The following is a 13,543-nucleotide window of genomic DNA, read 5'->3' on the forward strand; positions in this document are numbered from 1 at the left end:
ACACGCATTAGTTTGCTACCAGCTCAAAGCGACAAAGCGTTGCGTTTCACCCTCACGGATAAGCAGCAACAAACGTTTATCACTGCTGCTTTCTTTGACTGCACGTTGAAACTCGGCAGCACTCTTCACTTCTTTGCGATTTACCTGAAGGACAATCGTACCTGGCTTGATTCCCGCCATGGCAGCAATGGAGCCGCGTCGAACCTCCGTGACGAGTACACCTTCACCCACTATTGCATCAAACTGTTCTGCCAGTTGCGGTGTCAGCGTCTGCACTGTCAAACCAATATCTTCTGCACGTTGCGACGTTTCCTCGGCAAGCTGCTTATCCTTGGTGAGTTTACCGATCGTGATTTCCATGGTTTTTTGCTTGCCATCTCGCAGAATAACTAACTCGACAGTGGTACCGGGAGCAGTCAACGCTACCCGGTTACGCAAACTTCCTACATCTTTGACTGGCTCGCCCTCAAAGCGCTCGATGATATCGCCCTGGCGCAGCCCTGCTTTCTCTGCAGGGGAATGCTTGCTGACCTGAGCAACAAGAACCCCTTGCGATGCTTCAATTCCAAACGATTCTGCCAGGGCAGATGTCAGCTGCTGAATGACGATACCCAAGTAACCACGTGTAACCTCGCCATGTTCAATCAATTGATTGGCAATTGTCTTGGCCAGATTACTAGGGATAGCAAAGCCTACGCCCATGTACCCTCCACTGCGACTAAAGATGGCCGTATTGATGCCTACTGCCTCACCATTCAGATTGACTAATGGGCCACCTGAGTTACCAGGGTTAATTGCAGCGTCGGTTTGAATGAAATCCTCGTAATCATTGATGCCAAGACTCGTTCGCCCCTTGGCGCTGACAACACCAACTGTCAGCGTGTGGCTAAGGCCAAAGGGATTACCAATCGCCACCACCCACTCACCAACCTCCACTTTAGAAGAATCCGCTAACGTGAGTGGGTGATAGCCATGCGCATTGATCTCTATCACCGCGATATCAGATTGCGGATCACGGCCGGTGACCTTGGCCACGAATTCACGATCATCCTGAAATTTCACCCGGATTTTGTCGGCATTTTCTACCACGTGGCTGTTCGTCAGAATATAAGTTTTGTTAGATAGCAGACCGTCCTTGGCTGCAAAAACGAAACCGGAACCCTGTCCCATGACGCGGCGCTCTTCTTGTGGCTTATCAGAGCGTGGCGTCCGAGGAATTCCTGGAAACTGATCACCAAAAAAACGTTTAAAGAAGTCCTCACCAAAAGGTCCCTCATCACCGAACGGTGAAAAAAATGGTGTAACCCCTCTCGATGCTTTACCCTCCACCTGGATGAACACAACGGAAGGTGAAACGGCGCGTGCAACAGAGGCAAATGCCTTACCGGTCTGCCGCAGATTAGCGATAGCATCATCACTTGCATGGCCAGGCAGGGCTAGCAGCCACGCCAGATACAGGAGCTGAGCAAATAAGTTTTTTTTCATATTGTTAGAACCTCCTTTTACACATCTGAGACAAATGAGTGATCTATCTAAGGAAGCCTTGAATAAGTTGCCAAGCAGGATAAAGCGCAAGGCAGACAGAGCGCAGGAAACGGGAAAACAAGCTCAACGAGTTTCGATCAAACAAAATTTTAACGAAACTATGTGAAACTATGTTTTGGCATAGCTACATATCAGAATAGATAGAGCAAGTTTTCGAGCACCAAATATAGACTCCTCTGCACCACTTCACCTGCGTGTAGCACTTATTCCATTTCCAATCAAACATGACACGAAGGCAAGCCGCAGACAGTATTAATAAGACGGCAAGGAGAAGCCGATAAAGTCAGCTTTGATTTAGAAATGGAACTATTCAGAATCTCCTTAATTGAAAAGAAAACAACTTTTAGTAACTATATTCCTGAGACACCGTTTTCATTGCCAGGTTTACTGATTTACGACTTATTCCATTTCCAAATCAAATATGATGCGAAGGCAAGCCGCAGACAGTATTAATAAGATGGCAAAGAATCAAGCCCGCTAACGTGCTTAGAAGGATTCGAGTGCAGCACGTAAACCTTGCAAATTCTTAATCATTTGCTGTTTGATCCGCTGGCGGCCGATGCTGCGCTTTAAGCTGTTAGTAACCTGGTCAGTTGAAGTTCTGTGTGTATAAAACACGATAGAGCCATCACGGTACGGCAGGCAACCCAAGATCAGATGACTGGAGTTGTAAGAATGGCCGACAAAGAATTGTCTGGTAATAATTACTGAAGCAGCATCAGTTGTTAACACGATACGATGGCTGAGAATTGCCGTAGGTCGATTTTGCACTTGTCGATTGAGCCAAAAAAATCGTTCTTCAGTATCGGCTGGCAGCTGGGTCGGATAATTTAACCAGACCTTTTGTAAAGCTGGAGAAAAGTGCGCCAGCAATTTGCTGTTAGCAGCTGCTATGCGTAATTCGTCAACAAGATTGACATCTGCTCGTTTGCGTACGTAAGGCGCGAGTCCAGCCAGACCATGCTTACTATAAGCTTGCCAGCGCTGCAATAAGATCTGCTGGTAATGCTGCGATACGCTTGTAACCAAAGCCGCTTCGTCGGCATCGGTCAATTTTTCTCTAAGAGAAGCAAAGCTATCAATTTCCTCGGCAGACAAATTGAATTGATCACCCGCAGTAACTGCGAGCAAATTCCGGGCTTCATTGCTCTGCTCATGCGTAAAAAAAAATTCCTTGAAAGCGTCTATACCGGATTGTGGAAATATCTCGCCCAGTGCCGAGACATCTTGATCAATCGTCGCCAAATCTTTATGTTTGAAAAAAACTGCCAGCTTCACTGGTGATGATGGAAGATACATGCTCAACCCCATCATCAATTCCTTTTGGGTTGTTGCCTCCCCTGTCTCAAAAGTGACGATCTTACCGCGTTCAAGATCAACTACTTTATCCCGATCAAGCTTAAGCATGGTAAAGATAGCGTCAGCCGTAGGTGTGGATGCCGCAATCTCCGTAGCAGACAATAGCGGCATCTGCCCAAGTAGAAACCACAAGAATACAACGCGCATTGGATAACTCATGATAGACTTACTCATTCGCTATCCCTTTATACCCAGTTGAGAATTCGCGGTTGCAGGTGCTTGCAGCATCTTTTCCCTCCCAGATCATTACTATTACGTTGCCATTATCTATCTCAAAATATAGATTGTGTCACCACTGCATATAAAGTTGTAATTATCTGCTGACTCCAAGTACCCGAACAGAAGCAACAATCAAACCGGCCTAATCTTTATTGCATTATGATGCTAGCCAACAGCAATCAGGCAGACAATAATGCATCTGCATACAATTTTTATCTCTCAGCATCTAAGACCTCGAGAAGCAGCAGTCATATAAAATTTGATCACCACATCATTGATTCGGCAAGATAAGGATTTAGCTAGTCGTCCCAGAAAAACAGTTTTCCAGTGACAGCGGATATAAAGAAAAGAAGAAGAGCCGATTAATGCATGAACTATCATCCCTTGGCTCATGCATTAATCAATGATCTTTGGTATTACTTAAAAAGACTAGATGTAATGATTTAGAATTCTTCTGTTAATCAGCATCGACCCTTTTTTGCCTGGCCGGGAGGGCAGTGATAACCCCGATCATCATCGTAATAATGGTTATGTTGATGGCGAACACCTCTAGGTGGCGCACCATAATACTGACCTCCCGGTGGAGCGGCATAATATTGATTTCTACGTGGTGCACGGCGATGGTCATCATCTGTGCTAATCGCAGATCCTACCCCTGCACCCAGTGCGCCACCAATAATCGCACCGTTACGACCCCCAACCTCATTACCAAGTGCTGCTCCAGCAGCCCCGCCCAGTGCCCCACCAATTGCTGCATCAAGTGTGGAGTTGTCTGCGCTAACTTCCACCGTTGCCAATGCAAGCGCCAAGAGAAAGTATTTCAATTTCATAGAGTAAACGTCCTATTTAAAGCAGGTTAATTAATATATTAAATAGCAATACTTATCATCAGAACTTTGGAGAATATAATTACATGTTTCATCATAACAAGCTTGAATGCATACCATCACTACTAATGCTTGCAAATTTTTAATTAATGAGTAACCGTCAGTTCTGATCTGACATCCATTTTACTGGTGTTTGAATTCCAAAGATACCTTCCCTTTGCTGAACTGATAATGAATGACCTGTATTAGTGCAGCAGGGTGGATAAGGGGTGATTCGGGTTAGCCGCATAGAGCTTGCCCTGATAGCCGCTTTCCAGCATGTTCTTAAACACGACCCATCCAACAGGATCTACACGGCTACTCGCGCCAATCACAGCTACAAATCGAGGAGAAAAAAGCGGATTAAGATAATGTCTGTTCATTGAATGATCTCCTACAAACGTTAACTTTCCTGGTGGCAGCATGAAAGATTCTTTCAGAATAATCGTTCATACCTGCTTGATCTCATTTTTCAGTAGCTATTTCATGGGTTTTTCATCTTTATAGTAACGCCATTTCTTGTACACTATCCTGCACAGAATTTAGGATTATTAGAAAATATTCGTTTAAATTGAAAGGGGAAATCTATGATCTTCTGGCGCGTAAAATCGCTAGATGCCATTCTGGCTACAGCCGAGAAAAAAAGCCTTCACCGCTCGCTGGGGGTATGGCAACTGACGCTCTTGGGGGTGGGTGCTATTATCGGGACTGGTATTTTCGTATTGACTGCTGAAGCTGCCCAGAAAGCAGGCCCTGGCATGATGATTGCCTTCGTTATTGCTGGTTTTGTATGTGCGGTGGCAGCACTTTGCTATTCCGAGCTTTCTTCGATGGTGCCTGTCTCTGGTTCTGCTTATACTTACTCCTATGCGGTACTGGGTGAATTCGTGGCATGGATAGTAGGCTGGGCATTGATACTTGAGTATTCCGTGGCTGCCAGCGCAGTTGCGGTAGGCTGGTCAGGCTATTTCGTAGGGCTCCTGAATAATTCTCTCGGGATCGAAATTCCCTTTGCTTTGGCGAACGGTCCCTTTGCCGGTGGCATAATCAATCTGCCCGCGGCGATCATCTGTTTGCTGGTCATAGGCCTACTCGTCATCGGCACGCGCGAAAGTGCTACATTTAATGCCGCGCTGGTGGCGGTCAAAATCACTGCCCTGACAGCTTTCATTGCACTGGTTCTGCCTGTCGCTGATTTGGAAAATTTCCAGCCATTTTTGCCGTTAGGTAGCTCTGGGGTGGTCGCGGCAGCTGCTTCCATTTTTTTCGCCTATGTTGGTTTTGATGCGGTATCGACCGCTGCAGAGGAAACTAAAAATCCTCAGCGAAACATTCCCCTTGCCCTCATCGGCTCACTGGCGATCTGCACCTTATTCTATCTTTTGGTATCAGCCGGCGTGATTGGTGCGGTCGGCGCGCAGCCGGTGATGGATGCAGCCGGCAATAGTTTATCACCTGGCTCGATGGTAATGGCCGAACAGTGCCAATCCCTTGCCACTCTCGGGCAGCAGCCAATTGTATGCTCACGAGAAGCGCTGGCGCATGTGCTGCGTGAAATAGGCTGGGAAAAGGTTGGCAATCTGCTCGGCCTGGCCGCTTTCCTGGCTTTGCCGTCGGTTATCCTCATGATGCTGTTTGGTCAGACGCGTATCTTTTTCGTTATGTCCCGTGATGGCCTGCTGCCGGAAGCGCTGAGTCGCATCCATGCACGATTCAAAACACCGCACATCGTTACTATGGTAACCGGTATCGGAGTGACATTTGCTGCTGCCTTCTTGCCGGTTGGCAAGCTCGCGGATATCTCCAATTCCGGCACGTTGTTCGCCTTTATGGTGGTAGCGTTCACCGTAATGATTTTGCGCATCAAGAATAAAGATCGCAACAGACCTTTCAGAGCACCGGCTATCTGGCTGGTAGGGCCTCTCGCCATAGTCGGCTGTATAACGCTCTTTTTCTTCCTGCCAACAGATGCCAAATTGGTATTTCCAATTTGGACAGGAATTGGTTTAATTGTTTATTTCCTGTACGGCTACCGTAAAAGTCACGTTGCGCTGAGCATCAAAACACCCACTGGTGGTGAAAACATCATTGAACCGATTCGCTCTCTTGCGGATTACCGAGATGGTTATGAACCGCTAAAGCAAAAGAACTAAGAACTTGCAAACATAGGAAGAAATTGTTGCAGACAGCCTATATTACCCATCCCGCCTGCCTTGAGCATAACATGGGGTATGATCACCCAGAATCACCAGAGCGACTGCGAGCGATTGAAAATGAATTGATTGCATCCGGTATCTTTCCGCTGCTGCAGCAACACCAGGCTCCACGCGTGATGCATGAACAGCTCGCGCGTGTGCATTCGGGAAGCTATCTCAAATCCATTGAAACGGTTGCACCGCAGCATGGATTAATCAGCCTCGATGCCGATACCTTCATGAATCCTTTTACACTGGAGGCGGCATATCGTGCAGCCGGAGCCGTGGTACTGGCCACTGACCTCGTTATGATCGGCAAGGTAGAAAATGCATTTTGTAATGTCCGCCCTCCCGGTCATCATGCCACTCATGACCAGGCAATGGGTTTCTGCTTTTTTAATAATATTGCCGTCGGCGTTGCGCACGCCATGGCGCAGTATGATCTAAAGCGGGTCGCGATTGCAGATTTCGATGTCCATCACGGCAATGGTACCGAAGATATTCTCAAACATGACCCTCGCGTCATGCTCTGCTCTACTTTTGAGCATCCCTTTTATCCATTTTGTGGCGCGGATAGCAGCAGCGATCACATCATCAACGTGCCGCTTGCTGCAGGCACAGATAGTCTGGCTTTTCGTTCTGCTGTCACCCAGCACTGGTTACCAGCACTCGAAAGCTTCCAACCAGAAATGATCTTCATTTCCGCTGGGTTTGATGCGCATCGGGAAGATGACATGGCCCATCTGAATCTGATCGAATCGGATTACATCTGGGTAACCGAGCAGATTAAAGCGATCGCCGACAAATATGCCCAGAAGCACATTGTCTCTGCCCTGGAAGGCGGTTATGCACTCCATGCGCTCGGTAGAAGTGCCACTGCCCATATCAAGGTATTGTGTGGATTGTAGTTTGGTGAGCATCCGCATTCGACATTTTCGCACCTTCAAAATACTGAGCAGTCTCGCTCGCAGCTTTACTCGTCGTTTTTGTCAGTCTCTGTAGCGCATCACACAAGAATCACAATACTCAAGTAGGTATAGGGAAAAGCTGTTTTGGCACCCACCAAAGATAAAACGCCATCCCAAGCAGTTCGACCAGCGATTGAAAAACAATAACCACGACAGCTAATTCGAATGAGGACGGCAGCGCAAGCGCAAGTGGCAACATAACAAATGAGTTGCGTGTGCCGAAACTGAATGCCAAAACCCTGCCCTGCTCAGGTGAAAGTGCAAATTGACGTGCAAGTAGATAAGCAATCAATCCTGCCATAATGAGAAAAACAATGAACACCAATAGCAGCTGGCCCAGAAAATAGGTGGAGCCTATGATGAGACCAACCTGCGTTGCCGCGATGAAAAAAACGACCAGCGCAAGTAGTGGCATTGGCAACCAGACTAACTGATCCAATAGATAACGTCGGTCCTTATTTCTTTCTACCCATTTTTCTGTCAGATAAGCCCCAAATAAAGGTAACAGAATCAAACCAGCAAATGCGGTGAGCATTTGATTTTGCGCCAAGGTAATGACAAAATTTTCACCCAGAAATACCCACAGATAAACCGGCAGCAGAATAATCTGCAGCAGCAGACTAATTGGCGAAAAAGCAATGGCCAGCTTAGTGTCACCCCCACCGAGATGGGTAAAGGTGATAAACCAATCGGTGCATGGCATCAGCAATACCAACAACACACCCAGACGGATTGCCGGTTCTTCGGTTACCAGCATCAACAAACCCGATACGACCACGGGTAGCAGTATGAAATTGCCTATCACTGCGGCCGCAACAAAGCGTGAATCGATCAATGCTTCGCGCAAATGTACCAGCGGCACCTGAATGAAGGTGGTGTATAGCAGCACACCCAGAAGCGGCCAGAGTAGCACTTCCAGAAATGAGATATTATCCGGAGACAATCTGCCCACGACTAGGCCACAGCCAATGGCTGCCAGGTAAATAATAACCTGGTATTTTTCAAGTGACTGGCGCGTCAGCATAAGAATCCTCTCTCGGATTGTGCGAGCTAACTCTGCAGTCGAATCGCAAGCACAATAGCAACGTCGGCTTTTAACCTACTGTCTGGTGAAAGTAAGCCCGATGAATGGCTTGAGCTGCGTGATCTCATCCCTGCTTAGCCAATATTGCATGTCTGGAAATGTCATTTGGGCTCCAATAAAAAATCACCCCTGAAAAAAATTTTTTCAGGGGTGATTAACTAGTAACCAAAAATTAAACTTGCTTATAGTCATTACTAAATTTTCTCACAAAGAGCGCCTTACACTGAAACTCTCTGCACAGAAGCCGCACAAAGAAGACTATCCGTTAATATGCATATAATTTATAATAAATTCATTCGCTTGCGCTTACTTCTAAAGCTGTATTTAGTGGCTCCAACCGCCGTTCATCCCACAACGGCACACCAAATACATCATGAATAAAGTAATAAGTGACCGGAACACCCAGTATCATCCCCCACAGTCCAAAGCTGTGGTAAGCAACCAGCAGGATAATTAGCACCAGCACCGGATTGAGTTTGAAGTGTTTACCATAGATCAAAGGATTAAGTCCGTAAGCCTCGATAATATGTATGACGGTGATCATCACCACTATTGCTACGGCCAAAGTCAATCCGCCGGTATTCAATGCAATCAGCACCATCGGTGTAGTAGAGATGAACACGCCCAATACTGGAATAAAACTGCACACGAATACAATCAACGATAAAAGTGCAACTGACGGAATACCCAGAAATATCAGTCCTATCAGAGTCAAAAAGGTGTTCACACACGCGATCATTGCCTGTGCCTGGATAGCTCGGCCAACTACATATGCAAAGCGAACTACCGGTTGTGCAGTTTCCTGATAAAAATCCCGCAACCGTGAATCATGCAGGCTTTTCATCAGATCACCCAAGCGGACGCTATCAAACAGGATCAGGAAACTGAATAACAGGGCAAGCAGCATAGTACCAGTGGCTTGATAGAGATGGTTGATAAGTTTAGGCAACTGCTCCCGGACTTTATTCATCTGTTTAGTCATCAAGGAATCAATTAGCAGCTCGGCTTCCCTATCGTAATATTTTTTCAGCTTTTCCTGGGTAGCTTCCGTAATACTGCTATTTTTCTCATCTTTCTCATCTTCCGACTGATCGACTTCAGGAAGGTTGATTGTTTGCTTGAACAAATTAAGTTCTCTATCAATAACTTTTTGGGTTTCCTCATCCAATATGCTACGGATATAACCGTGCAAAGAGCGCTCTACACCCGGGTATTTACTACCGATGTCTTGTTTTAGCTCTAACAGCCTCGACTGCACTTCACTGAGGTTATTCATAAAACGACTGGCTTCACCGATCACACTGGGCGTGACATAGTGAAAAAAGCTTCCCAGTCCTACTAGAAAAAAGATATATACCAACGTCAGAGAGAGGCGGTAAGGCAGTTTTAATTTGTTCTGACTAAGGCGGATCAGAGGTATAGCAATAAATGCAAGAACAAATGTGATAAAAATCAGTCCAAAAAAGTCACGCAATAACCAAAGCAAACCGACCAGGATGAGCCAGATCAATATGCGACGGTTAGTTTCATAAAAACTATCCAAGCTGAATGGCATTATTTAGATTCTTTGTGAGTTAATATTTAGGGGAGATTTGATCAAAACTTACTTATACAAATTGGGGTTTTTTAGGATATTCATTTCTACAAGTATAAAGTATAACAACGCTGCAAGATATCTCTCGGTGATTGGTTGATCAGGTGTTTCCGGCCACTGCTGTCCATTTAACTTTTACTATAAGCTCATTTGATTATTGCAGACATTTTTGTCGTTGAGAGAATCTCCTCACATAAATCCATTAGGTATTGCTTTTCAAGCAAATTGAGTTGCAATAATCGCAGAATCTGTTTTAGGAATTTTCCATTAGGAACATTCTCTAATAGAAAATTTAAATAAAAATTGTATGCATTTGCATTATTGTTTGCCTATTTGTTATCTCTTAACATATTTACGTAATAAAGCTGTATTAATCTAATCCACTGCTCTTTAATTCAGGAGCTGATCCATAATCAATTTTTGTTGATTATTTTTTTATCGTATTGATTCGGTCAAGTGAAGTTTACGGCCACTAACCTCTATAACTTTACTCAATACCCCTCTAGGTTTATTACTCTAAATCTAACAGTTCAAACCTTATCTGATCAAATCAATGTCATGCTGCTCACAAAAAAACTGCATATTTAATATATTGATGTGAGCGCAAGGAGGAATAAATGTTTATGTCACTCAATCTCACTGCCTTTACACAGTCAATAACACAGTTAATACCACTTAAAATACCACTCAATATCACTGTTTTCAGGCAGTTCATGGCCACTATTTTCTCTGTCATCTTTTTCTTAGTGGCATTAATACTCACTTTTCTAACCGTAGAAGCCCTGTTTCAAGGATTCTTGGGCAGCATTGGGCTTGTAGAGGCAGTTATTAAATCCATCAATATGGCTATTATCGCATTGGCAATCTTTGAGCTTGGTTTGGTGGTTAACAGGGAATACGCGTGTAAAGAAGGTGAACAACACATCATAATCGTGCTCAGGCGTACAGTGCCGCGTTTTGTCAGTATCGTGTGCGTCGCGCTTGTTCTCGAAGGATTATTGTTAGTTATCAAGTACAGTCAACTTGGGCTTGCAGGCAATCTCTACTATCCGGTAATCATCATTATCAGTGCTGCAATACTACTGGCTGCTCTTGGATTATTCATGCGTTTGACTGAGGATAGCCACAACCATAACAAAATTTTGTTTAATGAGAACAAGGTGCAGGCCGTCAGTGGATCAATGGAAAATCTATATGCTTCTTCAAACTATCAAGATAGATTTAGCTGATTTTCTCTTGTTACACTTAATAAAAGTAAAATAAAAACTGCCACTGGTTGATAGCTGAACCATCATCAATGCACATAATCAGCCAGCGGCAGCAAAATCTGGTATCCCTGATACATTGAATTAGCCAAATATCCGAATTGAGTTATCCATCTTGCATGTAAGTAACTGAAACAATCGGTCAGAAGCTTTATATCTAATTCCCATTGATTACAATTGGAACAAAGCGTGATTCAAGGTAAACGGGAATTCAGGGTAATTTTGGTCGATCCAACCAAGAATATTCGCTGGATTTAGTATCAATCAGATCAATAAGCTGGCAGGCGTTTCCATGAAACCTGTTACCAAACTACAATTATCGACTCAGGACTGCTCATAGTAACTAGCTACCGTCAGTGGACCGCTTGTTTTTAAAGCTTGGCACCTTTTGCCAGAAGGCTGAAGCAATCTGATAAATACCCTTTGACGCAGACTTTTTTCGGTATCGTTCGAAATGAGCTGGACAACCATTATAAGCTACATAAGTCAGGCGGGCTAAATGATCGAAACTGTTGGTTTCTTTGTGTTCATTCTTGATAAGAACATAGTCTGTAAGATAATGGTACAGGATCTCGTTTCCCCTGCCGAAGCATTGTAACTGATATCGTTACGTAGCGCCGGAATTTCATAAAAACCACGCCATACGTTCGGGTTCACTTGCATGATACCAATAGCGCCTGCACGTGACATGAGCGGTTCAAGTCGGCCACTTTTTTGATGAACTGCCGCCAACAACTCTCCTGCCATGCGGTAGCGAGAGACAGACGGCGAAAAAAATCATGATATTCGCCCTGCAAACCTTTGCTCGTGATCGTCCCCTCCGCGGTGTGTCCCTTCTATTGGTGGTTGATCTGCCAAGATCTTTACCAACAGGTTACACCGCTTCCTTCTCCTGTCATACACCAGAAATGATCATAGCTCAAAGCTCCGGGAGCTTTGGTCAAGATGGAAGGCGGGCCATCAGGTGGAAATGGTGTACTGGTCTACTTTATGTGTGCAGACTGCGCCGTTGAGGCCGCTCGTGCGGTTGTCTCCGGAGGGCAGATCGTGCGAGAGAAGATGTCTATTGGTCAATATGGTTTTATTACTTTGATCGCGGATACTGAAGGCAATATGATTGGCCTGCATTCGATGCAATAGCGCCATCCTGGTACAGATGTCATTGCTGGATATAAATTGATACAGTGTACTAATTGAAAAGTGATACCCCGACTTGAGAAGATAATCGCATTTTGGAAGCAGCCGTGATCACTGCTCAGTGTATCTGAAAATTAAATTAGTAACTGGCAACCTTCCATGGGCCAAGGAAAATTGCCAGTTATGATACGATCAACAAGAAAATCAAACATACGGTTGTTGCGTAAACCCGCAGTCTCAACCACGCAATGATTCGTTATGACAATTCACTGCATGGAAAAGCAGACAAATTATTTGTCTACAACACCGGCTATTTCGATTTATTGCTGATACTATGAAGATTTGTTTGAGTCATTACTTTGGAGCGAGCACGCCCGAAGCTCCGGTTTCTTTGGCTGCACGCAAAACCGGATAGAATTGAGTGAAAACCAGGTCGTCTTTGGCGTTAGCCTTATGGCATTCCGCACATTCTTGAGTCGGCAGGTTTTTAGCAGCTGCTACCAGAGGAGTGCCCGGTACATAGAAAATATAGAATCCCCAGTTTCCCGGTTCACTAGCAAAACGTCTCGAATCTTTGACTGATGCTTCCAGTCCAATGTAGTCGCCCATAAAATAACCGTTACCACTGCCTGGTCCTTTACGATCCCCTACACTGATCAGTTCTTTGACAGTCATCGTGCCATCTCGAAATTCTCCTGTTTTTTTCCAGTGCGCATAACCCTCTGGATCAACATATACAGTGCGAATTTCAGTAAATGGCGCTTTGCCTTCGTTTAGTTCGTTCGGGGTAACCTGTGTACCCACCATGACCCATTCGCGATAATTCTGCGGTAAGAGTAATTCTCCCTTATCATTGAACTGCGCAGGTCCTGCTGCAAGGGCATAATTGCCCGCACCCAATGACATCATCATGACCACAATGCTAGTAGTAAGTATTTTTCTAAAGCCCATTGCAATTTCCTTTGATTGTTAAAATGAATCTTTACAGTTCGCGATTTTTAGCTAAAAGACTAGGCGTCGGTTCCTGTGGTACGGAAGTTTATTACGCGTCTACCGTTACGTCAATGATGAGCTCACTGCTGGCTAACCATAAATCCTTGATAGATAAAACCTGAATAGGTTTGAAATCGGGTGAAATTGGCGCAATCGAAACGGCATTTTTTCAACTTATATTAATTCTAAGCCAGGTGTTTAGTCCCACGGTGTGCTGGAATGGATTAACATTAAAACGTTCCGGCTCTTTTGTCCATATTTTGCAGATGTATTCATAGGGTGTAAGCCCCTTCAAAATCTTAAGCCGCTTTGCGAAGT

The 13,543-nt window shown here is 44.9% G+C and carries 12 protein-coding genes and 1 pseudogene; 4 read left to right on the top strand and 9 right to left on the bottom strand.

Annotated elements, in window-relative coordinates:
• Positions 1–15 precede the first annotated feature (15 nt).
• The 4 genes from BLV54_RS07625 to BLV54_RS16045 form a co-directional block, all read right to left on the bottom strand.
• Entirely contained in the window at positions 16–1,485 is a 1,470-nt protein-coding gene (locus BLV54_RS07625; protein ID WP_090570103.1) for a DegQ family serine endoprotease, read from the bottom strand.
• A 546-nt stretch (positions 1,486–2,031) separates the two neighbouring features.
• A complete protein-coding gene (locus tag BLV54_RS07630) occupies positions 2,032–3,078 on the bottom strand; it encodes a hypothetical protein (protein ID WP_143032450.1) in 1,047 nt (348 codons plus the stop codon).
• Between the two features lie 506 nt (positions 3,079–3,584).
• Positions 3,585–3,953: a glycine zipper domain-containing protein gene (locus BLV54_RS07635; protein WP_090570109.1), complete on the bottom strand. Its 369-nt coding sequence runs from the start codon at positions 3,951–3,953 to the stop codon at positions 3,585–3,587.
• A gap of 242 nt (positions 3,954–4,195) precedes the next feature.
• Positions 4,196–4,372: a hypothetical protein gene (locus BLV54_RS16045; RefSeq protein WP_176969710.1), complete on the bottom strand. Its 177-nt coding sequence runs from the start codon at positions 4,370–4,372 to the stop codon at positions 4,196–4,198.
• 204 nt (positions 4,373–4,576) lie between these two features.
• On the opposite strand from BLV54_RS16045, the gene BLV54_RS07640 reads away from it, so the two are divergent.
• Together BLV54_RS07640 and BLV54_RS07645 are read left to right on the top strand one after the other, a co-directional pair.
• Positions 4,577–6,142: an amino acid permease gene (locus tag BLV54_RS07640; RefSeq protein WP_090570111.1), complete on the top strand. Its 1,566-nt coding sequence runs from the start codon at positions 4,577–4,579 to the stop codon at positions 6,140–6,142.
• A gap of 26 nt (positions 6,143–6,168) precedes the next feature.
• Positions 6,169–7,092 (top strand): histone deacetylase family protein, encoded by a 924-nt coding sequence (locus BLV54_RS07645; RefSeq protein WP_090570113.1) that lies wholly within the window; start codon positions 6,169–6,171, stop codon positions 7,090–7,092.
• A 118-nt stretch (positions 7,093–7,210) separates the two neighbouring features.
• On the opposite strand, the gene BLV54_RS07650 is transcribed toward BLV54_RS07645, so the two are convergent.
• Positions 7,211–8,176 carry an arsenic resistance protein gene (locus BLV54_RS07650; RefSeq protein ID WP_090570116.1) on the bottom strand — a complete coding sequence of 322 codons (966 nt, stop codon included), beginning with the start codon at positions 8,174–8,176 and terminating at the stop codon, positions 7,211–7,213.
• Between the two features lie 352 nt (positions 8,177–8,528).
• Positions 8,529–9,791, bottom strand: a complete 1,263-nt coding sequence (locus tag BLV54_RS07655; protein ID WP_090570119.1) for an AI-2E family transporter — start codon at positions 9,789–9,791, stop codon at positions 8,529–8,531.
• Between the two features lie 656 nt (positions 9,792–10,447).
• Here BLV54_RS07655 and BLV54_RS07660 point away from each other — a divergent pair.
• Positions 10,448–11,059 carry a hypothetical protein gene (locus tag BLV54_RS07660; RefSeq protein WP_176969711.1) on the top strand — a complete coding sequence of 204 codons (612 nt, stop codon included), beginning with the start codon at positions 10,448–10,450 and terminating at the stop codon, positions 11,057–11,059.
• 531 nt (positions 11,060–11,590) lie between these two features.
• On the opposite strand, the gene BLV54_RS07665 is transcribed toward BLV54_RS07660, so the two are convergent.
• Positions 11,591–11,827 (bottom strand): lysozyme family protein, encoded by a 237-nt coding sequence (locus tag BLV54_RS07665; protein ID WP_090570122.1) that lies wholly within the window; start codon positions 11,825–11,827, stop codon positions 11,591–11,593.
• Positions 11,828–12,040: 213 nt separating this feature from the next.
• On the opposite strand from BLV54_RS07665, the gene BLV54_RS07670 reads away from it, so the two are divergent.
• The gene (locus BLV54_RS07670; RefSeq protein ID WP_256329259.1) at positions 12,041–12,235 is read left to right on the top strand and encodes a VOC family protein; all 195 of its coding nucleotides are present in this window, start codon (positions 12,041–12,043) and stop codon (positions 12,233–12,235) included.
• A gap of 351 nt (positions 12,236–12,586) precedes the next feature.
• Here the strand turns inward: BLV54_RS07670 and BLV54_RS07675 are convergent, their stop codons facing one another.
• The gene (locus BLV54_RS07675; protein ID WP_090570124.1) at positions 12,587–13,183 is read right to left on the bottom strand and encodes a cytochrome P460 family protein; all 597 of its coding nucleotides are present in this window, start codon (positions 13,181–13,183) and stop codon (positions 12,587–12,589) included.
• 211 nt (positions 13,184–13,394) lie between these two features.
• Positions 13,395–13,543, bottom strand: a pseudogene (locus tag BLV54_RS16790) (IS481 family transposase); the annotation flags it as partial.

This window comes from Nitrosomonas sp. Nm33, assembly GCF_900107265.1.
In the GTDB taxonomy this organism is placed as follows: Bacteria; Pseudomonadota; Gammaproteobacteria; order Burkholderiales; family Nitrosomonadaceae; genus Nitrosomonas.